This is a genomic window from Sinorhizobium sp. KGO-5 (assembly GCF_036245905.1).
Taxonomy (GTDB): Bacteria; Pseudomonadota; Alphaproteobacteria; order Rhizobiales; family Rhizobiaceae; genus Sinorhizobium; species Sinorhizobium meliloti_A.
In genome coordinates this window covers 221,123-245,971 of the sequence record NZ_BDIZ01000001.1, presented here as the reverse complement: position 1 = coordinate 245,971, position 24,849 = coordinate 221,123, and the positions used below count along the sequence as shown (strand labels likewise).

Here is a 24,849-nt window from a genome sequence, read left to right as displayed (position 1 = left end):
GGAGCCGTATTCACGAAGGCCGGTTACTCGGCCGCTTCAGCCATCTTCATGCGCTCCATGTCCTCGAGCGCGCGGCGGTACTCTACCGGCATCACCTTGCGGAACTTCGGCCGGTAATCCGCCCAGCGATCGAGGATCTCCTTGGCGCGGACCGAACCCGTATAGTGCAGGTGGTTCGAGATGAGCTGGTAGAGGCGCTCCTCGTCGTGGCGCGTCATGTCGCCCGAGACGTCCACCATGCCCTTGTGCATGAGGTCGCCGCCGTGGTGATGCAGCTTCTCCAGCATGTCGTCCTCCTCCGGAACCGGCTGCAGTTCGACCATGGCCATGTTGCAGCGCCGGGCGAAGTCGCCCTCCTCGTCGAGCACGTAAGCGACACCGCCCGACATGCCGGCCGCGAAGTTGCGGCCCGTGCCGCCGAGAACGACGACGACACCGCCGGTCATGTATTCGCAGCCGTGATCGCCGACGCCTTCCACGACCGCGATCGCACCGGAATTGCGCACGGCAAAGCGTTCACCGGCGACGCCGTTGAAGTAGCACTCTCCGGAAATCGCGCCGTAAAGCACGGTGTTGCCGACGATGATCGACTGGTGCGGCACGATCCGAGCGTTCTCCGGCGGCCGGACGATGATGCGCCCGCCCGAGAGGCCCTTGCCGACATAGTCGTTGCCGTCTCCGACGAGATCGAAGGTGATGCCGCGGGCGAGGAACGCGCCGAAGGACTGGCCAGCCGTGCCCTTGAGGGTCACGTGGATCGTATCGTCCTTCAGCCCCTTGTGGCCCCAGCGCTTGGCAAGCGCGCCCGAAAGCATCGCGCCGGCCGAACGGTCGACGTTCCTGATCCCGGCTTCGAAGGCGACCGGCACCTTGGTCTCGAGCGCGAGCTTCGCCTTCTCGATCAGCCTGCGGTCGAGAATGTCGTCGATCGGATGGTTCTGGCGCTCCGTCCAATAGGTGGCTTCCTTCGGAGCCTCCACCTTGTGGAAGATCTTCGAGAAGTCGAGGCCCCTCGCCTTCCAGTGCTCGATCATCCGGTCGCGGTCGAGCAGATCCGAGGCTCCGATGATGTCGTCGAGCCTTCTGGCACCAAGCGATGCGAGGATCTCGCGCACTTCTTCCGCAACGAAGAAGAAGTAGTTGACGACATGCTCCGGCGTCCCCTTGAAACGCTTCCGGAGCACCGGATCCTGGGTGGCGACGCCGACGGGACAGGTGTTCAGGTGACACTTGCGCATCATGATGCAGCCGGCCGCGATCAGCGGCGCGGTCGCGAAGCCGAATTCGTCGGCGCCGAGCAGCGCTCCGATGACGACGTCACGGCCGGTCTTCAGGCCGCCATCGACCTGCAGCGCGATGCGGGAGCGCAGACCGTTGAGCACCAGCGTCTGCTGCGTTTCGGCAAGGCCGATCTCCCACGGACTACCCGCATGCTTCAGCGAGGTCAGCGGCGAAGCACCGGTGCCGCCGTCGAAGCCGGCAATGGTGATGTGATCGGCGCGTGCCTTGGCAACGCCGGCCGCAACGGTGCCGACACCCACTTCCGATACCAGCTTGACCGAGACATCGGCTTCCGGGTTGACGTTCTTCAGATCGTAGATCAGCTGCGCCAGATCCTCGATCGAATAGATGTCATGATGCGGCGGCGGCGAGATCAGGCCGACCCCCGGTGTCGAATGCCGCGTCTTGGCGACGGTCGCATCTACCTTGTGTCCCGGCAGCTGGCCGCCTTCGCCGGGCTTTGCGCCCTGCGCCACCTTGATCTGCAGAACGTCGGCATTGACCAGATATTCGGTGGTGACGCCGAAGCGGCCGGAGGCGATCTGCTTGATCGCCGACCGCTCGGGGTTCGTCGAGCCGTCCGGCAGCGGCAGGTAGCGATCGCTCTCCTCGCCGCCTTCGCCGGTGTTGGACTTGCCGCCGATCCGGTTCATCGCGACCGCGAGCGTCGTATGCGCCTCGCGGCTGATCGAGCCGAATGACATGGCGCCCGTCGAGAAGCGCTTGACGATCTCCGCAGCCGGCTCGACCTCTTCGATCGGGATCGGCTTGCGGCCGGCCGCCTCGGCCCCCTTGATCGTGAAGAGCCCACGGATCGTGTTCATGCGGCTGGCCGACTCGTTCATCGTCGCCGAGAATTCGCGATAGCGGTCCTCGGCATTGCCGCGCACGGCATGCTGCAGCGAGGCGATGGCGTCCGGCGTCCAGGCATGGCTTTCGCCGCGCATCCGGAAGGCATATTCGCCGCCGATGTCGAGCGTATTGGCAAGCACCGGATCGCTCCCGAAGGCCGCCTTGTGACGCGCCACGGTTTCGGCAGCGATCTCCTCGAGGCCGATGCCTTCGATCGTCGTCGCAGTACCGAAGAAGTACTTGCCGACCAGCGCGGACGAAAGGCCGACGGCGTCGAATATCTGCGCGCCGCAATAGGACTGGTAGGTGGAGATGCCCATTTTGGACATGACCTTGAGGATGCCTTTGCCGACCGCCTTGATGTAGCGGTAGACGACTTCCTTCTCGTCGACTTCCTTCGGAAACTCGCCGCGCTTGTGCATGTCGACGAGCGTGTCGAAGGCGAGATAGGGGTTGATCGCTTCCGCGCCGTAGCCGGCGAGCAGGCAGAAATGATGAATTTCGCGCGGTTCGCCCGACTCGACGACGAGGCCGACCGAGGTGCGCAGACCCTTGCGGATCAGGTGGTGATGGGCGGCCGCGGTCGCGAGCAGCGCCGGGATCGCCACGCGATCGGGACCGATCTGCCGGTCGGAAAGCACGATGATGTTGTAGCCGCCCTTGACTGCCGCTTCCGCCCTTTCGCAGAGACGATCGAGCATTTCCAGCATGCCTTCGGCACCGCGCGAAATGTCATAGGTGAAATCGAGCGTCTTCGTGTCGAAGCGGTCTTCGGTGTGGCCGATCGAGCGGATCTTCTCGAGGTCGCCATTGGTCAGGATCGGCTGGCGGACTTCCAGCCGCTTCGCATGCGCCATGCCCTCGTGGTCGAGGATGTTCGGGCGCGGGCCGATGAAGGAGACGAGGCTCATCACCAGTTCCTCGCGGATCGGATCGATCGGCGGGTTGGTGACCTGCGCGAAGTTCTGCTTGAAATAGGTGTAGAGCAGCTTCGGCTTGTCGGACATCGCCGAGATCGGCGTGTCGGTGCCCATCGATCCGATCGCCTCCTGACCGGTCGTCGCCATCGGCGACATCAGGAGCTTCGTGTCCTCATGGGTGTAACCGAAGGCCTGCTGGCGGTCGATCAGCGACACGTCGCGCCGCAGCGCCCGCGGCTCGACCGGCTTCAGTTCTTCGAGGATCAGCTGGGTGTTGTCGAGCCATTGGCGATAGGGATGCTTGCCGGCGAGCGACGACTTCACCTCCTCGTCGGAGATGATGCGCCCCTCTTCCATGTCGATCAGCAGCATCTTGCCGGGCTGCAGCCGCCATTTCTTGACGATCTTGTCTTCGGCGACCGGCAGCACGCCGGCCTCCGACGCCATGATGACGCGGTCGTCGCTGGTGACGATGTAGCGCGCCGGACGCAGGCCGTTGCGGTCGAGCGTGGCGCCGATCTGGCGGCCGTCGGTGAAGGCGACCGCCGCCGGGCCGTCCCAAGGCTCCATCAGCGCCGCATGATATTCGTAGAAGGCCTTGCGCTCAGGCGACATGAGCTGGTTGCCGGCCCAGGCCTCGGGGATCAGCATCATGACGGCATGCGAGAGCGAATAACCGCCGCGCACGAGGAATTCGAGCGCATTGTCGAAACAGGCCGTGTCCGACTGACCTTCATAGGAGATCGGCCAGAGCTTGGAAATGTCGTCGCCGAAGAGCGGCGAGGAAACGGAAGCCTGTCGTGCGGCCATCCAGTTGACGTTGCCGCGCAGCGTGTTGATCTCGCCGTTATGCGCAACCATCCGATAGGGATGCGCGAGCTTCCAGGACGGGAAGGTGTTGGTCGAGAAGCGCTGGTGCACGAGTGCGACGGCCGACTGGAAGCGCTCGTCGGCGAGGTCCTTGTAATAGGCACCCACCTGGTAGGCGAGAAACATGCCCTTGTAGACGATGGTGGTGGTCGACAGCGACACGATATAGAAGCCGAGATCGCCACCATCGGCTTCCGCATAGATGCGGTTGGAGATCACCTTGCGAAGTGTGAACAGCCGCCGTTCGAATTCATCGCTGCTCGCGGCCTCCCGGCCGGCGCCAATGAACACCTGGACATGGTGCGGCTCGGTCGCGGCGATATCGGGCGCCTTGGAGAGAGACGAATTATCGACCGGCACGTCGCGGAAGCCGAGCACGATCTGGCCCTCCTCGGCCACGACCTCGCTGATCACCTCCTTGAAGTGAGCGATAAGCGTCTCGTCGCGCGGCATGAAGAGATAGCCGACGGCATATTCGCCGGCCCTCGGCAGGGTGACGCTCTGCTTCGCCATCTCCTCGCGGAAGAAGCGGTCGGGGATCTGGACCAGAATGCCCGCGCCGTCGCCCATCAGCGGGTCGGCACCGACCGCTCCGCGATGGGTCAGGTTTTCGAGCATGAAGAGGCCGTCGCGCACGATCTGATGCGACTTCTCGCCCTTGAGATGGGCGACGAAGCCGACGCCGCAGGCGTCATGTTCGTTCCGTGGATCGTACAACCCCTGTTTTCGCGGCAGGCCGGAGGGGAATGCGGGCGTTTTCACAGCCGTCGCAGCGTCTTGTGCGAGGTTGAGCCCAATCTGTCGTGATGGCGAATGATCCGTCATCTTTTCCCTCCTGTTGAACCCGGGAATTCCGGGCATAACGCGGCCCGCACGCAGTTGCCGCATGGTGCTTTTCGCACGGCGGCAAGCCGGGCATTATCGTCGCATGATCCTGATCAGGTCGCAAATGAAGCGCGGCCGCGTCAGGCACCGATGTCCGCGACCATCCTGACGCCAAGGAATAACGACCGGATGAAATCCGGCGAAACCCCCTCGCGCTTCACGCCGGCTGCCGCTTTTCACGGTGCTTCCGGCGATTGTTCCGGCCCCTAGACCGAAATAGGACAGCAAACCTGTCCTATTTCATGCGCTCTATGCCAGAAACCGCCCTCCTTCGCAAGGGCCTCGGCCGCAAATAATACGAGAGATTTTGCCGAACATTGCCGGAAATTGCCCGGGTTTAAAATTTAATTACCCGTATCCGGCACTTTCTTTACTTTGGTTTCAAACTGGTCTCCGGTTGGCACTACAAGGCAGGCACAGTCGAGCGCAGCCGTTTGCTTGCCGACGGGACTCGGCTATGGTCGCGCCGACGCGCCTCTCCGCACGGCGTGGCTCGATGTAAACAGGGTAAACTTCAGATGATCTTCTCCTCCGACAACTGGGCCGGCGCGCATCCGGCGATCGCCGAAAGTCTGGTCACGAATGCGCAGGGCTATGCTTCCGCCTACGGCACGAGCGAGCTCGATCGGAAGGTGGAACAGCGCTTTTCGGAGATTTTCGAGAGGGAGGTTGCGGTATTCTTCGTGGGCACCGGAACCGCCGCAAACTCCCTTGCACTTTCGAGCGCCAATCGGGCGGGCGGAATCGCTTTCTGCCATCGCGAAGCGCATGTGAACGTCGACGAGTGCGGCGCGCCGGAGTTCTTTTCGCACGGCGCGAGGCTGTGCCCGGTCGAGGGCGCCCACGGCAAGATGGAGCCGGCGAAGCTCGAGGCCGAAATTCGGCGGTTCCCGAAGGAGAACGTCCATGGCGGTCAGCCGATGGCGGTGACGGTGACGCAGGCGACCGAGAGCGGCACCGTCTATTCGCTCGACCAGATCGAAACGATCGCCTCGATCGCCCGGTCCCATAAACTGCCGCTGCACATGGATGGCGCTCGTTTCGCCAATGCCCTGGTCAGCCTTGGGACGACACCGGCCGAGATGACCTGGAAGCGTGGCGTCGATCTGCTCTCCTTCGGCGGAACGAAGAACGGCTGCTGGTGCGCCGAGGCGCTGGTGCTCTTCGACCTTTCGAAGGCGCAGGAGATGCACTTCCTGCGCAAGCGCTCGGCTCAGCTCTTCTCCAAGTCGCGCTTCGTCTCCGCCCAGTTCGACGCCTATTTCGCCGGAGATCTCTGGCTCGATCTCGCGCGCCACGCCAACGCGATGGCGCGGCGCCTCGCCGACGGCATCACCGCTTCGGCTGGGAGCCGGCTCGCCTGGGCGCCCGATGCCAACGAGGTCTTCGTCGTGCTGAAGCGGGAGGCCGCCGGCCGGCTGCAGCAGCAGGGCGCCCTTTTCTACGATTGGGAAGTGCCGCACGATCTCGAAGGCGACCTCGCGGAAGACGAAGGGCTCTATCGCCTGGTCACCAGCTTCGCCACCCGCGCCGAGGACGTCGACCGCTTCGTCGCCGCCTGCTGATGCATGGCAGATTTCGAAGCGCGCCGCATGAAATCGCTTGAATGCCACGCGCATCGCGACCGATGGAGCGGGATGAGGAAAAGTGCGTGCGGTTTTCCGCCCGCATCCCGCGTCTCAACTTCTCGGAAGCGATCGCGTTCATGTTTTTCGTCGACCCGATCTGAAAACATCGTGATCTAGTGCTTGCATCCGGCTTCCGGATGGGCTTACACGGCAAGCACCATGCGCCGTTATCTCCCCGACACCTTTACCATCCTCCTGATGCTGACAGTCGCTCTCGCAGCGGTTTTGCCCATCGACGGAGCCGCCGCGGCCTGGTTCGCCATCGCGACGAAGCTTGGCGTCGGCCTGATCTTCTTTCTCCACGGCGCACGGCTTTCGCGCGAGGTCGTCATTGCCGGTTTCCTGCATTGGCGGCTGCACCTGGCGATTCTGTTTTCGACTTTCGCCCTTTTCCCGCTCATCGGCCTCCTGGTCGGTTTCGTCCCGCCATGGATCCTGCCGCCGTCGCTCTATACCGGCATCCTTTTCCTCTGCGTTCTGCCTTCGACGGTACAGTCGTCGATCGCATTCACGTCGATGGCCGGCGGCAATGTTCCGGCAGCCGTCTGCGCGGCGTCGGCATCCAACATCTTGGGCGTGTTCCTGACGCCGCTTCTCGTCGGCGTCATCTTCTCGGCCGGCGGACATGGCGGCGTATCGCTCGACGCGATCGAACAGATCCTCCTGCAGCTGCTTGCGCCCTTCGTCGCAGGCCAGATCCTGCAGCCCTGGATCGGCGGCTGGATTCGCGCCCGCAAGAAACTGCTCGCACCGGTCGATCGCGGTTCGATCCTGATGGTCGTCTATCTGGCTTTCAGCCAGGCCGTCACGGCGGGCCTCTGGCAGTCCTTCACCCTGACGGACCTCACCGTTTTGACGGTAATCGAGATTGCTCTGCTCGCGCTTATTCTGGCGGCCACCACATTCGGCAGCCGGCTCCTCGGTTTCGACCGCGCGGACGAAATCGCCATCACCTTCTGCGGATCGAAGAAGAGCCTGGCGAGCGGCATTCCGATGGCAAGCGCGATCTTCGCCGGACAGAACATCGGCATGATCGTCCTGCCGGTCATGCTGTTCCATCAGATCCAGTTGATGGCCTGTGCGGTCATTGCCCAGCGCTATGCCGCCAAGGCGGCAGAGCTCGAGGGAACCGCCGTCCCGGCTACGCCCACCTGAAGAGCATGAACGAAACGGCGCGTCGTCTTATCAAGCGTCGGTATCGTGGGATGACAGGAAACGAGAGACCGTTTCCAGGCACAATTCCTTCTCCTCCACATGCGGCATGTGGCTGGAATGCTCGAACAGCACCCATTCGCAGCCCTTCACGCGATCCACATACGGCTTGACGACGAGCGGCGTGGCCTCGTCGTATCTTCCGGAAATCAAAAGGGTCGGTGCTTCGATCCGCATCAGCCGGTCCTCGATCGTCCAGTCCTTCATCGTGCCTATTACGTGGAACTCGGTCGGGCCGTTCATGTTGCGATAGACCGTATTGTCCTCGTCCATGATCGCAAAGGTGCGCGCGACTTCCGCAGGCCACGGGGTGACGCGGCAGACATGGCGGTCGTAGAAGACGCGCGAGGCGGCGATGTATTCCGGATCGGTAATCGTCCCGGCCTGCTCATGCCTGAGCAGCGTATCCTGAACCGCCTTCGGCAGTTCCCCGCGCAGGCGATTGGCTTCCGCCACCCAGGTATGCATGTTGGCCGGCGAATTGGCGATGACCAGCGCCTTCAGACCGGGGGGCTTTAGAACCGCATGTTCCGCGCCCAGCATGCCGCCCCAGGACTGTCCGAGAAAGGCATAGCGATCCTGGATGCCCAGATGCTTCAGCAGCGCGTCGAGTTCCCCGAGGAACAAAGCGGGTGTCCAGAAGTCCGGGCCCTTGTCCGGAAGGCGCGTGGAGTTGCCGTTGCCGAGCTGGTCGTAGTGAATGACGGCGCGTCCGTCGATCTCGCTGATCCCCTTGAAGGAATCGACGTAGTCGTGGGTGCAGCCCGGTCCGCCGTGGGCAACGACCAGCGGCAGCTTGCCGCTGTCGAGCGAACCGGTGATGCGATACCAGGTCTGGTATTCGCGAAAGGGCAGAAAGGCTTCCTTCGACGCGACGGCGGCCACATGCATCTCCATGTCTGACGGACAACGGAGGGAACATAACGCGGGGTTTCAAGCCGTGGCAGCTATCACAAGTTATAGGATGGGCGCTCTTCGAGCAGCCGGTAGTGCGTGGCGCGCACAACCGCCTGGGTACGGTTCTTAGCGCCGAGTTTCTTGGCCGCGGCGTTGAGATGCATGACCACGGTCGGCACAGAACGGTGGATGATACGCGAAATTTCCTTGGCCGAGTGGCCCTCGGCGGAATGGCGGAGGCATTCGCGCTCCCGCTCCGTCAGCCTCGCAGTGCCTGCGTCGAAGGCCTGCGCGTCGAACAGCGAATAGGCCGCCTCGTGAAACACATGGGCGAGCAGGTTGAAATCGGCGATGTACCGCAGCGCATGCCGCTCGAATGCCCGGTTGCCGCCGAAACGCACACCCGTGACCGTCGCATAGTCGCCGCGCGGCATGTGGACCGGAACGGTGACGCCGGTCGACATGTCCCGTTCGCTCAGATAGCGGGCGACGGGCGCCGTATCATCGCTCATGAAGCGTCTAATCAGCGTGTCCGCATCGGGATCATAGTTCCAAAAGAACGGCGTTGACGTGCGCAGCGCCACCTGCTGCACGGGATCGATGCGGAAATAGCCGCGATCGAACCAGTAGTCGTGCATATCCTCCGAGATGTTGCGAAGTTTCAGCAGCGACGGGACCATGATCGTGCCGTCGAGATCGCGGGGCACCGGCGTATAATCGTAGATCAGCGCCTCGAAGCCGATCACCTTCATCGCCTCGAACACCTGGTCTATACGGCCATCCAGCGTGTCGTGCGCGGTGAACTGGTTCCTGATCGTCCCGAGTTCGTCAAACATCCTTGTCTCCGGTCCCGGTCACTCCCCAACCTATCACTTCTTATAGCTGGGCGCCTGCTGGCCTTTCGGATAAAATTTAGCCGTGCTCAAATATTGAGCAAGCAGTTTCTTTGCCGGGGCGGTCAATGTGGCGTGATATCGAGCCGGAGGCGCGACACGAAATCGAAGTCGATGGCTACAAGGTGGTGGCCTACAGCTTCGGTTCGGGCCCGGAGACCTTGTTCTGCCTGAATGGCGGGCCGGGACTACCCTGTGACTATCTGCGTGAGGCTCATTCGTGCCTCATCGACAAGGGCTATCGCGTCGTCGCCTTCGATCAGCTCGGCACCGGCGCCTCCGACCGCCCGACCGATCCTTCGCTCTGGACGATCGGCCGGTATGTCGAGGAAACCGAAACGGTTCGCAAGGCGCTGGGGCTCGGCAAGGTGCACATGCTCGGCCATTCCTGGGGCGGCTGGCTGGCGATCGACTACGCGCTGACATACCCGGAAAACCTGCAGACGCTGATCCTGGAGGATACGGTCGCCGACATGCCGCACCTCGTCACCGAGCTTGAGCGGCTGCGCGCCGCCCTCGGGCCGGAGACCGTCGCCATGATGCAGAAGCACGAGGCGCAGGGCACATACGATCATCCCGAATATTTGGCTGCCATCACCATCCTGAACTATCGCCATGTCTGCCGCCTGCCGGAATGGCCCGCACCGGTGCGCCGGTCCCTGGACGACTGGAACATGGGTCCCTACGGCACGATGCAGGGCCCGAACGAGTTTCTCTATATCGGCAATCTCAAGGACTGGAACCGCATTCCCGACCTCCCCGGCATCCAGGTGCCGACGCTGATCACCACGGGAGAACACGACGAGCTCACGCCGGCCTGCGCGTTGAAGATGAAGCTCGCCATCCCGGATGCCGAGCTCAGGGTTTTTGCCAATGCAAGCCACATGCCGTTTTACGAGAACCCCGCGGACTATTATCCTGCGCTGATCGATTTCCTGTCGCGGCACAGGCCGAATTGATGCAAAACATGGCGAGAGACATCCGAACGAGACGGAGGCGCGCGCATCGCCATGCATCGCTATAGGTTCGTGCTCACTCGACCGTTGCAGTTCCTGCCGGTCATCTTCGGGATCAGCATCATAACCTTTATTCTGGTGCGGCTCATCCCCGGCGATCCGGCGCGCAATCTGCTTGGAGCCCGCGCCACCCCTTCGGCCATCGCCAAGATCCGCGCCCAGTACGGCCTCGACGAGCCGATGTGGCAGCAATATTTCTACTTTCTGAAGAATCTCGCCGATGGCGAGATGGGCAAGTCGATCCTCTACAAGATCGATGTCCTGAAGCTTATCGCCACCCGTATCGAGCCGACCGTCGCGCTCGTGCTGTCGAGCGTCGTTCTGGCGGTTCTCATCGCCGTTCCCATGGCGGCGCTTGCAGCGCGTAACTCCGGCAGGGCGCCGGACCATATCGTCCGGATTGTTTCCACTTTCGGCATCGGCTTTCCGCCGTTCTGGCTCGGCCTGATGCTGATGATCCTTTTCAGCGTCAAACTGGATCTGCTGCCGGTGTCCGGCTACGGGGCGACCTTCGGCGACAAGCTCGCCCATCTGATCCTGCCGAGCCTGACGGTCGCTCTTTCCCTGTCGACGGTGCTGGTTCGCAGCCTGCGCGCGGCAATGATCGAGTCCCTGAAGTCAGACGTGGCGACAGCCGCCCGCGCGCGCGGCATGCCTGAGCGCATCGTCTTCTGGCGGCATGTCGTTCCGAATTCGCTGGTGCCGACCATCAACCTTCTGGCGGTCAACATCGGCTGGCTGATCGGCGGCACGGTCGTGGTCGAAAGCGTCTTTGCCCTGCCGGGCATGGGACAATTGCTGGTACGCGCCATCTTCTCGCGTGATTACATGGTCGTGCAGGGTGTCGCCATGGTGTTTGCCTGCGCCACTGTGCTCGTCAATTTCGTCGCCGACATCGTCACCGTCGCCGTCGATCCGCGGGTGAAACTATGAGCGCCGGTACGGTGTCCTCGTCGCCGGCCGGCTGGCGGTTGCTCTTCGGCCGGCGGCCGGCCCTCGTTATTGGGGCGGGAATCCTGCTTTTTTTCCTGCTGCTGGCGATCGGCGCACCCGTCCTCGCCCCCTATGACCCGATCCTGCAGAACGGCGCGGCCCGCTTGCAGCCGCCGTCGCTTCTGCATCCGTTCGGCACCGACAACTTCGGCCGCGACCTCCTTTCACGCGTCATCTGGGGCACACGCATCGACCTGCAGATCGCCTTGATCGGCGTCGCCTTCCCCTTCGTCATAGGAACGATCGTCGGCACCGTCGCCGGCTTCTTCGGCGGCATTGTCGACGCGCTGTTCATGCGCCTCGTCGACATTATCCTCGCCTTTCCATTCCTCGTATTGATGCTGTCGATAATCGCCATTCTGGGTCCGGGCCTCGGCAGCTTCTATATCGCCATGGCGCTGGTCGGATGGGTTTCCTATGCCCGATTGATCCGGGCACAGATTCTCGTTCTGAAGAACAGCGACTATGCGGTGGCCGCCGTCAGCCTTGGTTTCGGCCGCTTCCGCATAATGTTCCGGCACTTGCTGCCCAATGCCATTGCCGGCTCGATCGTCTTTGCCATGTCGGATGCCGTCCTGGTGCTGCTGAGCGGGGCGGCGGTCAGCTATCTCGGTCTCGGCGTCCAGCCGCCGGTCGCCGAATGGGGCATCATGGTCGCGGAGGGCCAGAGCTTCATCACCACGGCCTGGTGGATCACGCTGTTTCCCGGCCTTTCCATCGTCTGCCTTGCCTTCGGCTTCAGCATGCTGGGCGACGCGCTCGGAGAATTGCTCGGAGTGCACGAATGAGCGTCTCGGTCCTGTCTGTCCGCGACCTGACCGTGAAGGCGCATCTCCAGGGAGAGACGCGCACGCTGCTGGATGGAGTCTCGCTCGACCTGGCCAAGGGCGAGATCCTCGGCCTCGTCGGCGAAAGCGGATCGGGCAAGAGCCTGCTCTGCCGCGCGCTGATTCGCCTCCTGCCATCATCCTTGCTGAAGATCGAAGGCGGTGCGGTTCTCCTCGGAGAGCGCGACCTCACTGCCGTCACCGACTCCGAGATGCTGGAGGTACGCGGCGCCGAGATCGGCATGATCTTCCAGAACCCGACCAGCCACCTCGACCCGGTCATGCGCATCGGCGACCAGATCGCCGAGGGCATCCGCTACCATCAGGGCCTGAGCGGCCGCGATGCGCGGGCGGCAGCGGTCGAGATACTGGGGCAGGTCGGCTTCCCTGACCCCGCCCGCCAGTACGACAGCTACCCGCACGAGCTTTCCGGCGGCATGCGTCAGCGGGCCATGATCGGTGTGGCCCTGTCCTGCAATCCGCAAATCCTCATAGCCGACGAACCGACCACCGCGCTCGACGTCACGATCCAGGCGCAGATCCTGAAACTCCTGATGGACATCCGCGACAGACGCGGCCTGTCGATCATTCTCATCACCCATGATCTCGGCATCGTGGCGCAGACCTGCGACCGCATTGCCGTGATGCGCGGCGGAAAGCTGCTGGAACAGGGTCCTAAACGGACGATCCTGTCCGCACCGCAGGACCCGTACACGGTTCGCCTCATCCACAGCCATCCATCCATGCCTGATGCGGTGCCCCCCGCCATCAGTCTCCCAACGCCCTTGCATGGAACGACAAGGCCCCTTCTGGAGATCGATGACCTGCATGTGCGCTTCCCGTCGGGCGGCAGTCTTTTCTGGGGTAAGAACGCCAGGACCGTCAGCGCCGTTTCAGGGATCAACCTGCAGATCATGCCCGGCGAAACGGTTGGTATCGTCGGCGAATCCGGCAGCGGCAAGAGTACGCTTGCCCGCGCCATGCTGGGCTTGACGCCGATTTCCGCCGGTCGCGTCAGCTTCGACGGTATCGATCTTTCTCAGCAGAGGGGTGCGGGTCTCGCCAGGCTGCGACACGAGTCTGCCATGGTCTTTCAGGATCCGTTCAATGCACTGAACCCGCGTCTGACCATCGGCCAGACTCTTGCTGAAGTTCTGAGAGTGCAGAAAAAGATCGGCGGAGCCGACATTCCGGCACGCATCGGCGAGCTGCTGGACCTTGTCGGCCTCGAGCGCGAATTCGCCCACCGCAAGCCGCGCAGCATGAGCGGCGGCCAGTGCCAGAGGGCGGGCATCGCCCGTGCGCTTGCCGTCGATCCGAAGCTGATCATCGCCGACGAATGCGTCGCAGCACTCGATGTCACGATCCAGGCGCAGATCGTCGACCTCTTCCGCAAGCTCGCCCGCGACCTTAACCTCACGCTGATCTTCATCGCCCACGACCTCGCGATCGTGCGCAATCTGTGCGAACGCACCGTGGTGATGCATCGCGGAGAGATCGTCGAGGAGGGCCGCTCCGAGGACGTCTTCTCCCGGCCGAAACATCCCTACACCGCCGCATTGATCGCCGCGATCCCCGACATCGATCCCGACAGGTCGTTGCTCGGCCCTACCGATGCGGCGCCAGTGGAACCGATCCTGTCCGTCAAACGCCTGCCACAATAACGAAGGGAACAAACAATGATCAAAAGGTGGAACAATATCGGCCGGGCCGCTTTCGCAGCCGCCCTTATGCTCAGTGCCGGTTATGCGGAGGCCGCCGGTATCCTCTCCATCGGCCGCCGCGAAGATTCGACGACTTTCGATCCGATCAAGTCGGCCCAGAACGTCGACAATTGGGTGTTCTCCAACGTCTTCGACGTGCTTGTCCGCGTAGACAAGACCGGCACCAAGCTGGAGCCCGGCCTCGCCGAAAGCTGGACCCTTTCCGACGACGGCCTGACCTACACGTTCAAGATCCGCGACGCGAAGTTCTCGGACGGCTCGCCGATAACGGCCGAGGATGCCGCCTTCAGCTTGCTGCGCATACGCGACCACGAAGGCTCTCTGTGGAGCGACAGCTACAAGATCGTCGAAACCGCCGAGGCGGCCGATCCGAAGACACTGGTCGTCAAGCTGAAGACGCCCTCCGCCCCCTTCCTGTCGACGCTTGCCCTTCCGAACGTCTCGGTGCTTTCCAAGAAAGCCGTCGAGGCTGGCGAGGACGCCTTCGCCGAACTGCCAACGGCATCGTCCGGCGCATTCACCGTCAAGGAGTGGCGGCGCGGCGACCGGGTCATCCTCGAAAAGAATCCGAACTTCTGGCAGGCGGATCGTGTGAAACTAGACGGCGTCGAATGGATTTCCGTTCCGGACGACAACACGCGCATGCTGAACGTCCAGGCCGGCCAGCTCGACACGGCGATCTTCGTTCCGTTCTCGCGCGTCGAGGAATTGAAGAAGGACCCGAACCTCACGGTCCACATCGATACCTCGACCCGCGAAGACCATCTGCTCATCAACCATGAGCACGGCATGCTTGCCAAAAAGGAAGTGCGCCAGGCCCTGGACATGGCGATCGACAAGAAGGCGATCGTCGACACGGTCACGTTCGGCCTCGGCACGGTCGCAAATTCCTACATCCCAAAGGGCTCGCTCTATCACTACGACGCCAACTACCAGTATCCTTACGATCCGGAGAAGGCCAAAGCGATGCTGGCCGAGGCGGGGGCATCGGACCTGACGCTGAACTATGTCGTAAACGCGGGCAACGAGGTCGACGAGCAGATCGCCGTGCTGCTGCAGCAGCAGTTTGCAAAGGCGGGCGTCACGGTCAATCTGCAGAAGGTCGACGCGAGCCAGAGCTGGGACATGCTCGTCGCCGGGGACTACGATATCTCGGTGATGTACTGGACGAACGACGTCCTCGATCCGGACCAGAAGACCACCTTCGTGCTCGGCCATGACACCAATATGAACTACATGACCCGCTACAACAGCGAGAAAGTGAAGGAGCTTGTCGCAGCGGCACGTTTGGAACTCGATCCGGCGAAGCGCGAGGCCATGTATGTCGAAATCCAGAAGACGGCGAAGGACGACGTCCACTGGATCGACCTTTACTACAGCCCCTATCTCAACGTTTCGCGCAAGAACATCGAGAATTTCTACCAGAATCCGCTCGGCCGATTTTTCCTGGAAGATACGGTGAAGAACTGACGGTTTGCCCGTCACAGGCACCCCGCAAAACGAAGACGGCGCCCTTTTGGACGCCGTCTTTACATTAGTGCGCAGCTTCAAAGACTTTAGAGCCTTTCAATGCTTCCATGAACATGGAAGCGCTCTAGGCGGTCTGCGCCTCGATTTGCTTCGGCTGCGAAGCCGCCGCTGTGATCTCGATGCGGCGCGGCTTGGCCGTTTCCGGGATATTGCGCAGAAGATCGACGTGGAGCAGGCCGTTCTTCAGCGAAGCGGACTTGATCTCCACGTGGTCGGCAAGCTGGAAGCGGCGCTCGAAGGCGCGCTTGGCTATGCCGCGATGGAGAAACTGGGTTTCCTCACCCTTTTCTTCGCTCTTTTCGCCCTTGATCGTCAGCGTGTTTTCACGCGCTTCGACCGAAAGCTCGCTTTCGTCGAAACCGGCAACGGCCATGGTGATGCGATAGGCGTTTTCGCCGGTTCGTTCGATGTTGTAAGGCGGATAAGTCTGCGACTGATCCGGCTGACCAAGGCTATCCAGCATGGTGAACAGACGGTCGAAGCCGACAGTCGAGCGGTAGAGGGGAGAAAAATCAAAGTGACGCATGATGTCGTCCTCCATAAGAGCAACGGTTGCGATATCTGGCCTGCCACCCCGTTCCGGCTGTGGCTCGACCGGTGAACGGACCCTTCTTCGGCGCCCGCGGAGAAGACATGGGAATGCCCGCGCGCGAGTTCAAGAGGGATGCCGCCGGCGCTTCCTGAACAATGGATGAACGACGGGTTCGGCCGCCGTTCAGCCGCCGTGGGCTAGAAAGGAGACACTGGGTCTTCCCAGGGCTGAAGTGACATGTCCCTTCTCCCTTCAGCGGCCGGAAACGGTGATCGTCCGGATTTCATCCACCGTTTCCGGCTTTTTTCTTTGACGGGTGGCGGGCCGCCGCCTATCCCTATTTGCATGTTCCTTCTGGCCCGCTCCCCATGACCACGCTCCTTCATTCGATGCCGGAAAATCCGATGCCGGGCGATCCGGTGGTGGGCTTTTTCGACGGAGCCGGCAACCGCAAGATCCGCTACACGGTGTTCAGGTCGAAGGCCCCGGTCATTCGCGGCACCATCGTCCTGCTGCAGGGTCGCAACGAGTCGATCGAGAAATATTTCGAAACGATCGGCGATCTCGTGGCCGCCGGTTTCTGGGTCGCGACTTTCGACTGGCGCGGACAGGGCGGTTCCGAACGGCTGTCGCCGCACTGGACCCACGGCCATGTGGAGGATTTCACCGATTACGAGCGCGATCTGACTATTTTCCTCGACGAGATCGTCCTGCCCGACACCCGCCTGCCCTTCTCGATCGTCGCCCATTCCATGGGAGCGCTCGTCGCCCTGTCGCTCGCTCCCATGCTCGCGAGCCGGATCGACCGGATGGTGCTGCTTGCCCCCTTCGTCGGCCTGGGCGGTCAGGCGATCGGCGAACGGGGTATCGGGGCGATCGCGACGGCCATGCGCTGGATCGGCCTCGGGAGGCTGCCGCTGAGCGCCGACAAAGGCAACCGTACCCCTTTCAAGGGCAATGTGCTGACCGCGGACGAGCGGCGCTACGCTCGCAACCTGGCGCTCATCGATGCGCGTCCGCAATTGCGGGTCGGACCGCCGACGGCCCGCTGGCTGAGCGAAGCTTTCAAAACGATCCGGCGCGTCCTCAAGCACGAACATCTGACGAGGATCACCATACCCGCCGTCATACTCGCCCCGACGGCCGATAAGCTCGTGCCGTATCTACCGGTCGAGCGGCTGGCCAGCAATTTCCGTGCGGGGCATCTGATCCCGATCGACGGCGCGCGGCACGAGCTCCTGCAGGAGGCCGACCGCTATCGTGCCCAGGCGCTGGCCGCGATCCTGGCCTTCCTGCCGGGCGCCGACGCCGAGGATCCCGCGTCCCTGCCGCGACAGTTGGAAGAGGCTTAACCCCGGCCCTTGAGGGCCTCAAGCGCCTGCGCATGCAATTCGCGGCTGCCGGCAGCTATGATTTCGCCGCCCATTTCCGCCGGCCCGCCCTTCCAGTCGGTGATGATTCCGCCCGCCTGCTCGATCAGCGGAATGAGCCCGCCGACGTCGTAGGGCTTCAGGCCGCATTCCACGACGAGATCGACATGGCCGGCTGCGAGCAGCGCGAAGGCATAGCAGTCGCAGCCGTAGCGGAAGAGCCGCACCTTCTCCTGCAATGCCTCGAAGCGTTCCTTGAGCTCGCCCGTGTAGAGGTGCGGGGATGTCGTGAACAGGACGGCATCCGAAAGCGCACGGCAGGGCCGCGTGGCGAGCACCCTCTCTCCGTCGGGTCCCCGATAGAGCGCCTTCTCGCCGTCGGCGAAAAATCGCTCGCCGGTGAAGGGCTGATCCATAAGCCCCATGACGGCCTTGCCGTTCCGGTAGAGGCCGATCAGCGTGCCCCACACCGGCAGGCCGGAGATGAATGCGCGGGTCCCGTCGATCGGGTCGATGACCCAGACGAGCTCGCGGTCGAGGCCGATATTGCCGTGCTCTTCGCCGAGAATGCCGTGTTCCGGAAAGCTGCTCTCGATCAAAGCGCGGATCGAGGCCTCCGCCGATCTGTCGGCTTCCGTCACCGGGTCGAAGCCGCCTTCGAGCTTGTTGAGAACACTCGTGCCGACCCGGAAGCGCGGCATGGTTTCGGCCTTGGCGGCGTCGGCTAGACGGTCGAAGAAGGTACGGTCGGGCAGCATGTCGCTCTCTGCGAGGAAGGAGGTTCGATCTGAATAGACGAAATTCAGCGAAAGGCAACGGACCGACGTCGGCTGCCGCTTCCGTGAGGCACGCCGGAAGACGGCGCCCTGTACCGATACGAAAGTCTGCGTCTTCGAATCTTGACAATTGTGCAGCGCAGCATTACAGTTTTTCTGCAGTCACTCGTGGCTGCAAATACCCTCCTTGGGTGTTTCCTCCCTAGACTTGACCGCGCCGCTGGCGCGGTTCTTTTTGAGCAGCGTTGCGCCGCCGGGCACACAAAAGCCCTTTCGCGTTGCTATTCCGCTGCCAGCGGCAGATAGGCGGCGAAATCCTCGACGTGCCGCGCGAGCGCCGCGATAAAGGTTGCGAGGTCGGCCTCGAGTGCCGCAAATCCCGGCTTTTTGATCAGGGTTGCCTCGTCGACATAGAGGCCGCGGTTGATTTCGATCTGCAGCGCATGCAGTCCACGCGTCGGGCGGCCGTAATGTTCCGTGATGAAGCCGCCGGCATAGGGCTTGTTGCGCGCGACCGCGTAGCCGAGCTGCTCCAGAAGCTCCACCGCCACCCGGGACAGTTCCGCCGCCGCACTCGTTCCGTAGCGATCGCCGATAATGAAATCCGGGCGATGGCCGCTTCCCGGCAGATGCACGTTGCCCGGCATCGAGTGGCAGTCGATGAGGATCGACATCCCGAACTCGACATGGGTGCGGGCGATCAGCTTTCTGAGCGTCGCATGATAGGGCTTGTAGATCGTCTCGATGCGCTCGAGCGCCTGCTCGACCGGAAAACGGCCACGATATATTTCCATATTCTCGGCGACGAGGCGCGGCACGGTGCCAAGGCCGCCGGCAACACGCATCGAACTGATATTGGCGTGCGGCGGCAAGGCGCCATCGAACATGCGCGGGTCGAGTTCGTAGGGTTCGCGGTTTACGTCGAGGAAGGCGCGCGGGAAATGCGCCCGAAGCAAGGGCGCCCCCAGAAACGTGGCGCTGCGAAACAGTTCATCGACGAAATGGTCTTCGGAGCGGCGGATGGAATGCGGATCAAGGCGCGACTGGTCGAGAAAGAACTGGGGATAATGCCGGCCGCTATGCGGCGAGTTGAAAACGAAGGGTATCCTCTGGCTTGCGGGTTCCAGAACCTCGAAAAACTCCCACTTAACCGCTTCCCCCATCGGAACCCTTTTACCATGTCCGGTTCTTGCTATTCAGATCATGTTGCCAGTTGGTCGCCTCTGTGTCCATAGTGGCCGCCCGCTGGTTCAAGGGACTTGATCGCGCCCGTTCACCAGATATTTACCATGTTGCGGTTTGCTGAGCTGCCGCAATTCACCAGCATCCAGAAGAAGTAGCCACGGCCAGATATGACTGCGAAAATCCTCCTTGCCGAAGACGACAACGACATGCGCCGGTTTCTAGTGAAGGCGCTGGAAAAGGCTGGCTACAAGGTCCTTTCCTATGACAACGGCGCCAGCGCCTATGACCGGCTTCGCGAAGAACCCTTTTCGCTTCTCCTGACCGATATCGTCATGCCGGAGATGGATGGCATCGAGCTCGCCCGCCGTGCGACCGAACTCGACCCCGACCTGAAAGTGATGTTCATCACGGGCTTCGCCGCCGTTGCGCTGAACCCGGATTCCAAGGCGCCGAAGGATGCCAAGGTCCTTTCCAAGCCCTTCCACCTGCGCGACCTCGTCAACGAGGTCAACAAGATGCTGGCGGCCTGAGCAGCGATCTTATGTGCGCCGAGCTTCCCGGCGCACCCTTCGCCGAAGCCTGAGACCCGCTCCGCGCAAGCATTGCCTCGAAGCCGCCCTCGATCAACAGCATCGATGGCGGCTTCGTTATTTCAATGCGTTAGCGCGCTCGCCGTATCTGCAGGAGGTCCGAAAAGAGTGCCGGTCCCCCTGAAATCATGCCGCGCGGACCTTGCGCAATTTCTGTCAAAAAACCTTCGAAGAGCCTATTGACGCGGGCGCCGGTTTTGTGGTCTATGCGCCGCATCGGATGGGCGTGTAGCTCAGCGGGAGAGCACTACGTTGACATCGTAGGGGTCACAAGTTCGATCCTTGTCACGCCCACCATCCCAGTTTCAAAAGGGCTTACGGGAGACCGCAAGCCCTTTTTCAATTCCCCCAGCCTCGCTGATCCGAGCAGAGCATTTTCGCCCTTAACCGAAGCCGAGACCGAAACCCGTGAACGGCGGCGATTCTGCCGGATTGCCGAAAGCGCGCGCGGGATTTTCGAATCGTTGTCACATGGTTTTCATGTTCGCTTGTTAAGAGATACCCACCTCGCCATTGACCACGGATGTACTGGCATCGGCTGAAGGTGTTGAGGAAGGTCGGGTTCAGCCCGGCCTTTTTTCTTGCGCGGAGCCGTGCCGGCGCCAGCGCGCGCCGCCGGAAATAATCTGGCGCGGAAGATGACGCGCGCGCAATTTTGCGCTACTACCCCCCTGCAACGGCGCTCTGCGATCGCCACATCCGCCTAATGACATTCGTCCGTGAAGGAACACGTTCATGCCTGCCTATCGCTCCCGCACCACCACCCACGGCCGCAACATGGCCGGCGCCCGCGGCCTCTGGCGCGCGACGGGCATGAAGGACAGCGACTTCGGCAAGCCTATCATCGCGGTGGTGAACTCGTTCACGCAGTTCGTGCCGGGCCATGTGCATCTGAAGGACCTCGGCCAGCTCGTCGCGCGCGAGATCGAGGCGGCCGGCGGCGTCGCCAAGGAATTCAATACGATCGCGGTCGACGACGGCATCGCCATGGGCCATGACGGCATGCTCTACTCGCTGCCCTCGCGCGAGATCATCGCCGACAGCGTCGAATATATGGTGAACGCCCATTGCGCCGACGCCATGGTCTGCATCTCCAATTGCGACAAAATCACTCCCGGCATGCTGATGGCGGCATTGCGCCTCAACATTCCGGCCGTCTTCGTCTCCGGCGGGCCGATGGAGGCCGGCAAGGTGGTGCTGCACGGCAAGACGCATGCGCTCGACCTCGTCGACGCCATGGTCGCTGCCGCCGACGACAAGATTTCCGATGAGGACGTCAAGATCATCGAGCGCTCCGCCTGCCCGACCTGCGGCTCCTGCTCCGGCATGTTCACGGCCAATTCGATGAACTGTCTGACCGAGGCGCTTGGCCTGTCGCTGCCCGGCAACGGCTCGACGCTCGCGACCCATGCCGACCGCAAGCGCCTGTTCGTCGAGGCCGGACACCTCGTCGTCGATCTGGCGCGCCGCTATTACGAGCAGGAGGATGAGCGGGTGCTGCCCCGCAACATCGCCACCAAGCAGGCCTTCGAGAACGCCATGGCGCTCGACATCGCCATGGGCGGCTCGACCAATACGGTGCTCCACATCCTGGCCGCCGCCTATGAGGGCGAGATCGACTTCACCATGGACGATATCGACCGGCTGTCGCGCAAGGTCCCGTGCCTGTCGAAGGTCGCTCCGGCGAAAGCCGACGTGCACATGGAAGACGTACACCGGGCCGGCGGCATCATGTCGATCCTCGGCGAGCTGGACAAGGGCGGCCTTATCAACCGCGACTGCCCGACTGTCCACGCCGAGACGCTCGGCGACGCCATCGACCGCTGGGACATCACCCGCACGTCGAGCGACACTGTCCGAAACTTCTTCCGCGCCGCTCCCGGAGGCATTCCGACGCAGGTCGCCTTCAGCCAGGAGGCGCGCTGGGACGAGCTCGATACCGACCGCGAAAACGGCGTCATCCGGTCGGTCGAACATCCCTTTTCGAAGGATGGCGGCCTCGCGGTACTCAAGGGCAACATCGCGCTCGACGGCTGCATCGTGAAAACCGCGGGCGTGGACGAGAGCATCCTGAAATTCTCCGGCCCGGCGCGCGTCTTCGAGAGCCAGGACGCCGCCGTGAAGGGCATCCTCTCCAACGAGATCAAGGCCGGCGACGTCGTCGTCATCCGCTACGAGGGGCCGAAGGGCGGACCGGGCATGCAGGAAATGCTCTACCCCACGAGCTACCTGAAGTCGAAGGGTCTCGGCAAAGCCTGTGCGCTGATCACCGATGGACGCTTCTCCGGCGGCACCTCCGGTCTTTCGATCGGCCACGTCTCGCCCGAAGCGGCGAACGGCGGAACGATCGGGCTGGTGCGCGAAGGCGACATGATCGATATCGACATTCCGAACCGCACCATCAGTCTGCGGGTGGACGAGGCCGAGCTTACCGCTCGCCGCACCGAACAGGACGGCAAGGGCTGGAAGCCGGTCGAGCAACGCAAGCGCCGGGTGACGACCGCGCTCAAGGCCTACGCGGCCTTTGCGACATCAGCCGACCGCGGCGCCGTGAGAGATCTGGGCGACCGTTAAACTAGCGGCATTGCCGCTGTCGAAAGGCTCCCGCCGCGGCGGGAGCCTTTTCGTTTCGGAGCTGTCAATTCACATGTGCCGGGTCTCGGCCGGTGCATTCCACCAGTTGTTGTGGAGCCCGTCCATATATTGGATCGGCAGGGCCGCAAACTCGGCGGGATCGACCCCGTCGAGGCATGCGACATTGATGGAGACGAAGGCGCCGCCGATCTCTTCGACATAGCCGTGGCCATAGGGCGTCACGCCGCACGCCGTGCAGAACCGATGATGGCCGCTCATCGTGCCGAACTGATAGTCGCCGATGCCTGCCTCCTCGCACATCAGCCGGAAATCCTCCGGCTTAACGCTTGCGCCCCAATAACGCAGTTTCGAGCAGTACGAGCAATTGCAGCGGCTGGTTCCCGCTTCGAGGTCGACATCGACCTCGAAGCGGATCCGTCCACAGTGGCAGCTGCCCTGATAGGTCTTTTGCATCCTCGTTTCTCCCCGTTTGAATCTAAATGTTCGAGACATTCCTTGATGTTCAATGATCGCAGGCTTGCCAAGCATCGAGCATAGTGACAACATGTTGTCATCTAAGCGGAACGACAATATGTTGTCAATATGAATCCAAGCTCTCGTACACCGCCCGGCGACGCCTTCGCAGAGTTCGCCATCTCGGTCCTTCGCCTCGCCGGACATCTGACCTCCGAAGGAGATAGGCTCGCGCAACCATCCGGCCAGAGCAGCGCCCGCTGGCAGGTTCTGGCCGCGGCTCGACATGCTGCCATGTCGGTTGCCGATACCGCGCGTGCACTCGGGCTCGCCCGGCAGGGGGTACAGCGCATTGCCGACATTCTGAAAGCCGAGGGTTTGATAGAGTACCGGGACAATCCCGCACATCAGCGCGCGAAGCTGATTGTGCTCACGCCGCGGGGCGAGACGGTCTTCGCCGAGATCACCGCACGCCAGACCGTCTGGGCGAATGAGCTTGGCAGCGAAGTCGGAGAGGAAAAGCTGCGGCGGGCGACAGTGCTCGTCGGAGAAATCATCGCGCTCTTCCGCGAGCGCGGTGCGGCGGCCCCGCCGTAAGCGCCGCCGGCAAAACGGTTGTTGCAAACGAAGACGGCAGCGGCGGTGTCGCCGGCTATCGCTACGCTACCCTTCCGCTCCTCGTTCCCGTGCCTGTCACCGGAATCCAGCCAGCCCAAGTCCTTGGGCTGGAAAGAACTCCCGCGCCACGGGCGTAGCGCTGCTGGTCCTTGTGACAAGCACAGAAATCAGGAAAACACGAAATCACAATGATCTCAGGTCGGGCCGATCTGAAATCATGAACGTGATCGATTCCAAGAAGACGCGGGATGCGGACGGAAAACCGCAAGCAATTTTCCTCATCCCGCTACAAGCGCAAGCAACCGTCCGTCAGCCGCCGCGCTCGATTTCCGCGAAGATCTCCTCCGCGGCTGCCTTCGATTTTCCGGGATACTTGATGCCCTTGACCGCTTCGAGGTTCGTCGGCTCTCCGACCACGATGGCGCCGATCATGCCCATGCCCAGATGCGGCGTGCATTGATACATGTAGACACCGGGCTCGCTCAGCGTCACGCTGACCTCTTCGTTGATCTTGCCCTTCCAGCTCTCTGCCCCTTCCGGCGCACCGCCCTTCATCAGAGCTGAATTGTGCCCCTTGTTCGTCGCCACGAAGGTGATGGTGTCTCCGGGCTGGGCACGCACGACTGCGGGCTCGAATGCCATTATCCGGCCGTCGGCGGCCTTGTTCAGCATTTCGATGCGAAATTCCTCGGCCTGTACCTGACCTGCGTACGCCGCCCCCAACATCGCCAAAAGCATCATTCTTGTCTTCAACGCACTCTCCTCTGCTTGACGAGCAACGCTCGCATGACGCCGATCACTCGGCCTTTCCGGCAACCGTCGAGACATAAAGCGCAACGGCCTCGATTTCTTCGTCCGTGAGGATTTCGTTGGCCGGCATCGGGCCTATGCCGTTGATGACGGCCGTGCTCACCCTCTCCGCGTCGGGTGCGAGTTCATCGAGATTGGGTCCAACTTCCCCGACGGCCTCCGCATCCGCCAGCGTATGACAGAGCGCACACTGCGGTTCCGACCGTTCGAGGAATATCTCTTTACCGAGTGCAAGCTTGTCTTCTTCGGCGGATGCCGTGATCGTCGACAGGCCGATGGTTACGCAGGTGAGCACGGCCGCGATCCGGCGGCTTGAAGCATAGGTCATTTTCTGATCCGAAACTGATAGGGGAAGATCGTGAAACAGGGTTCCGCGGCATGCGCAGCGGAAC

General features: G+C 62.4%; 21 protein-coding genes and 1 tRNA gene. 13 read left to right on the top strand and 9 right to left on the bottom strand.

Annotation, left to right across the window (positions count from 1 at the left end; translation table 11 throughout):
- Window positions 1-23: 23 nt before the first annotated feature.
- Window positions 24-4,748: a glutamate synthase large subunit gene (gene gltB / locus BHD07_RS01070; RefSeq protein WP_338277163.1), complete on the bottom strand. Its 4,725-nt coding sequence runs from the start codon at window positions 4,746-4,748 to the stop codon at window positions 24-26.
- Window positions 4,749-5,326: 578 nt separating this feature from the next.
- Between gltB and BHD07_RS01065 the strand changes: the two genes are divergently transcribed.
- Genes BHD07_RS01065 through BHD07_RS01055 form a run of 3 tightly spaced genes read left to right on the top strand, consistent with a single transcriptional unit; the run spans window position 5,327 to window position 7,591 of the window.
- Window positions 5,327-6,373: a threonine aldolase family protein gene (locus BHD07_RS01065; RefSeq protein WP_338277161.1), complete on the top strand. Its 1,047-nt coding sequence runs from the start codon at window positions 5,327-5,329 to the stop codon at window positions 6,371-6,373.
- A 41-nt stretch (window positions 6,374-6,414) separates the two neighbouring features.
- Window positions 6,415-6,537 (top strand): hypothetical protein, encoded by a 123-nt coding sequence (locus tag BHD07_RS01060; RefSeq protein WP_338277160.1) that lies wholly within the window; start codon window positions 6,415-6,417, stop codon window positions 6,535-6,537.
- A gap of 58 nt (window positions 6,538-6,595) precedes the next feature.
- Window positions 6,596-7,591: a bile acid:sodium symporter family protein gene (locus BHD07_RS01055; protein ID WP_338277158.1), complete on the top strand. Its 996-nt coding sequence runs from the start codon at window positions 6,596-6,598 to the stop codon at window positions 7,589-7,591.
- A 30-nt stretch (window positions 7,592-7,621) separates the two neighbouring features.
- Here BHD07_RS01055 and BHD07_RS01050 read toward each other — a convergent pair whose 3' ends face one another.
- The gene (locus tag BHD07_RS01050; RefSeq protein ID WP_338277155.1) at window positions 7,622-8,545 is read right to left on the bottom strand and encodes a proline iminopeptidase-family hydrolase; all 924 of its coding nucleotides are present in this window, start codon (window positions 8,543-8,545) and stop codon (window positions 7,622-7,624) included.
- A gap of 53 nt (window positions 8,546-8,598) precedes the next feature.
- Window positions 8,599-9,381, bottom strand: a complete 783-nt coding sequence (locus BHD07_RS01045; RefSeq protein WP_338277153.1) for a helix-turn-helix transcriptional regulator — start codon at window positions 9,379-9,381, stop codon at window positions 8,599-8,601.
- Between the two features lie 125 nt (window positions 9,382-9,506).
- On the opposite strand from BHD07_RS01045, the gene BHD07_RS01040 reads away from it, so the two are divergent.
- From BHD07_RS01040 to BHD07_RS01020, 5 genes are read left to right on the top strand one after another with little or no spacing between them, the layout of a single operon-like run.
- A complete protein-coding gene (locus BHD07_RS01040; RefSeq protein ID WP_338277151.1) occupies window positions 9,507-10,397 on the top strand; it encodes a proline iminopeptidase-family hydrolase in 891 nt (296 codons plus the stop codon).
- Between the two features lie 51 nt (window positions 10,398-10,448).
- Complete coding sequence (locus BHD07_RS01035) at window positions 10,449-11,387, top strand: ABC transporter permease (protein ID WP_018096760.1); 939 nt, start codon at window positions 10,449-10,451, stop codon at window positions 11,385-11,387.
- On the top strand, window positions 11,384-12,235 hold the full coding sequence (locus BHD07_RS01030; RefSeq protein ID WP_338277149.1) for an ABC transporter permease: 852 nt from the start codon (window positions 11,384-11,386) through the stop codon (window positions 12,233-12,235). Before BHD07_RS01035 ends, BHD07_RS01030 begins: the two co-directional genes overlap by 4 nt.
- Window positions 12,232-13,938 (top strand): ABC transporter ATP-binding protein, encoded by a 1,707-nt coding sequence (locus BHD07_RS01025; RefSeq protein ID WP_338277147.1) that lies wholly within the window; start codon window positions 12,232-12,234, stop codon window positions 13,936-13,938. Before BHD07_RS01030 ends, BHD07_RS01025 begins: the two co-directional genes overlap by 4 nt.
- Before the next feature lie 15 nt (window positions 13,939-13,953).
- A complete protein-coding gene (locus tag BHD07_RS01020) occupies window positions 13,954-15,468 on the top strand; it encodes an ABC transporter substrate-binding protein (protein WP_338277145.1) in 1,515 nt (504 codons plus the stop codon).
- A gap of 124 nt (window positions 15,469-15,592) precedes the next feature.
- Here BHD07_RS01020 and BHD07_RS01015 read toward each other — a convergent pair whose 3' ends face one another.
- Complete coding sequence (locus tag BHD07_RS01015) at window positions 15,593-16,054, bottom strand: Hsp20 family protein (RefSeq protein ID WP_003531141.1); 462 nt, start codon at window positions 16,052-16,054, stop codon at window positions 15,593-15,595.
- A 374-nt stretch (window positions 16,055-16,428) separates the two neighbouring features.
- On the opposite strand from BHD07_RS01015, the gene BHD07_RS01010 reads away from it, so the two are divergent.
- Window positions 16,429-17,412, top strand: coding sequence for an alpha/beta hydrolase (locus tag BHD07_RS01010; protein WP_338277140.1), 984 nt, complete (start codon window positions 16,429-16,431; stop codon window positions 17,410-17,412).
- Here the strand turns inward: BHD07_RS01010 and hisN are convergent.
- Window positions 17,409-18,188: a histidinol-phosphatase gene (gene hisN, locus BHD07_RS01005; protein WP_100672918.1), complete on the bottom strand. Its 780-nt coding sequence runs from the start codon at window positions 18,186-18,188 to the stop codon at window positions 17,409-17,411. The genes BHD07_RS01010 and hisN overlap by 4 nt on opposite strands.
- 299 nt (window positions 18,189-18,487) lie before the next feature.
- Window positions 18,488-19,369, bottom strand: a complete 882-nt coding sequence (locus tag BHD07_RS01000; RefSeq protein WP_020487499.1) for an N-formylglutamate amidohydrolase — start codon at window positions 19,367-19,369, stop codon at window positions 18,488-18,490.
- Window positions 19,370-19,558: 189 nt separating this feature from the next.
- Here BHD07_RS01000 and cpdR1 point away from each other — a divergent pair, with 189 nt between their 5' ends.
- The 3 genes from cpdR1 to ilvD all read left to right on the top strand — a co-directional run bounded on the left by cpdR1 (window position 19,559) and on the right by ilvD (window position 22,555).
- Window positions 19,559-19,921 (top strand): response regulator CpdR1, encoded by a 363-nt coding sequence (cpdR1, locus tag BHD07_RS00995; RefSeq protein WP_003531148.1) that lies wholly within the window; start codon window positions 19,559-19,561, stop codon window positions 19,919-19,921.
- 282 nt (window positions 19,922-20,203) lie between these two features.
- Window positions 20,204-20,278, top strand: a tRNA-Val gene (locus BHD07_RS00990).
- 438 nt (window positions 20,279-20,716) lie between these two features.
- Window positions 20,717-22,555: a dihydroxy-acid dehydratase gene (gene ilvD, locus BHD07_RS00985; RefSeq protein ID WP_338277123.1), complete on the top strand. Its 1,839-nt coding sequence runs from the start codon at window positions 20,717-20,719 to the stop codon at window positions 22,553-22,555.
- A 69-nt stretch (window positions 22,556-22,624) separates the two neighbouring features.
- On the opposite strand, the gene BHD07_RS00980 is transcribed toward ilvD, so the two are convergent.
- A complete protein-coding gene (locus BHD07_RS00980) occupies window positions 22,625-23,029 on the bottom strand; it encodes a GFA family protein (RefSeq protein WP_324762342.1) in 405 nt (134 codons plus the stop codon).
- 129 nt (window positions 23,030-23,158) lie between these two features.
- Between BHD07_RS00980 and BHD07_RS00975 the strand changes: the two genes are divergently transcribed.
- Window positions 23,159-23,626 (top strand): MarR family winged helix-turn-helix transcriptional regulator, encoded by a 468-nt coding sequence (locus BHD07_RS00975; protein WP_338277119.1) that lies wholly within the window; start codon window positions 23,159-23,161, stop codon window positions 23,624-23,626.
- Window positions 23,627-23,956: 330 nt separating this feature from the next.
- On the opposite strand, the gene BHD07_RS00970 is transcribed toward BHD07_RS00975, so the two are convergent.
- Both BHD07_RS00970 and sorU read right to left on the bottom strand, forming a co-directional pair.
- Window positions 23,957-24,400 (bottom strand): pseudoazurin, encoded by a 444-nt coding sequence (locus BHD07_RS00970; RefSeq protein ID WP_100672915.1) that lies wholly within the window; start codon window positions 24,398-24,400, stop codon window positions 23,957-23,959.
- A gap of 43 nt (window positions 24,401-24,443) precedes the next feature.
- Complete coding sequence (sorU, locus tag BHD07_RS00965) at window positions 24,444-24,785, bottom strand: SorU family sulfite dehydrogenase c-type cytochrome subunit (protein WP_018096746.1); 342 nt, start codon at window positions 24,783-24,785, stop codon at window positions 24,444-24,446.
- Between the last annotated feature and the right edge of the window lie 64 nt (window positions 24,786-24,849).

Coding starts and splice junctions, on each gene's coding strand:
- gltB (WP_338277163.1), bottom strand. CDS start 4,748: ATGACGGATCATTCGCCATCACGACAGATTGGGCTCAACCTCGCACAA.
- BHD07_RS01065 (WP_338277161.1), top strand. CDS start 5,327: ATGATCTTCTCCTCCGACAACTGGGCCGGCGCGCATCCGGCGATCGCC.
- BHD07_RS01060 (WP_338277160.1), top strand. CDS start 6,415: ATGCCACGCGCATCGCGACCGATGGAGCGGGATGAGGAAAAGTGCGTG.
- BHD07_RS01055 (WP_338277158.1), top strand. CDS start 6,596: ATGCGCCGTTATCTCCCCGACACCTTTACCATCCTCCTGATGCTGACA.
- BHD07_RS01050 (WP_338277155.1), bottom strand. CDS start 8,545: ATGGAGATGCATGTGGCCGCCGTCGCGTCGAAGGAAGCCTTTCTGCCC.
- BHD07_RS01045 (WP_338277153.1), bottom strand. CDS start 9,381: ATGTTTGACGAACTCGGGACGATCAGGAACCAGTTCACCGCGCACGAC.
- BHD07_RS01040 (WP_338277151.1), top strand. CDS start 9,507: ATGTGGCGTGATATCGAGCCGGAGGCGCGACACGAAATCGAAGTCGAT.
- BHD07_RS01035 (WP_018096760.1), top strand. CDS start 10,449: ATGCATCGCTATAGGTTCGTGCTCACTCGACCGTTGCAGTTCCTGCCG.
- BHD07_RS01030 (WP_338277149.1), top strand. CDS start 11,384: ATGAGCGCCGGTACGGTGTCCTCGTCGCCGGCCGGCTGGCGGTTGCTC.
- BHD07_RS01025 (WP_338277147.1), top strand. CDS start 12,232: ATGAGCGTCTCGGTCCTGTCTGTCCGCGACCTGACCGTGAAGGCGCAT.
- BHD07_RS01020 (WP_338277145.1), top strand. CDS start 13,954: ATGATCAAAAGGTGGAACAATATCGGCCGGGCCGCTTTCGCAGCCGCC.
- BHD07_RS01015 (WP_003531141.1), bottom strand. CDS start 16,054: ATGCGTCACTTTGATTTTTCTCCCCTCTACCGCTCGACTGTCGGCTTC.
- BHD07_RS01010 (WP_338277140.1), top strand. CDS start 16,429: ATGACCACGCTCCTTCATTCGATGCCGGAAAATCCGATGCCGGGCGAT.
- hisN (WP_100672918.1), bottom strand. CDS start 18,188: ATGCTGCCCGACCGTACCTTCTTCGACCGTCTAGCCGACGCCGCCAAG.
- BHD07_RS01000 (WP_020487499.1), bottom strand. CDS start 19,369: ATGGGGGAAGCGGTTAAGTGGGAGTTTTTCGAGGTTCTGGAACCCGCA.
- cpdR1 (WP_003531148.1), top strand. CDS start 19,559: ATGACTGCGAAAATCCTCCTTGCCGAAGACGACAACGACATGCGCCGG.
- ilvD (WP_338277123.1), top strand. CDS start 20,717: ATGCCTGCCTATCGCTCCCGCACCACCACCCACGGCCGCAACATGGCC.
- BHD07_RS00980 (WP_324762342.1), bottom strand. CDS start 23,029: ATGCAAAAGACCTATCAGGGCAGCTGCCACTGTGGACGGATCCGCTTC.
- BHD07_RS00975 (WP_338277119.1), top strand. CDS start 23,159: ATGAATCCAAGCTCTCGTACACCGCCCGGCGACGCCTTCGCAGAGTTC.
- sorU (WP_018096746.1), bottom strand. CDS start 24,785: ATGACCTATGCTTCAAGCCGCCGGATCGCGGCCGTGCTCACCTGCGTA.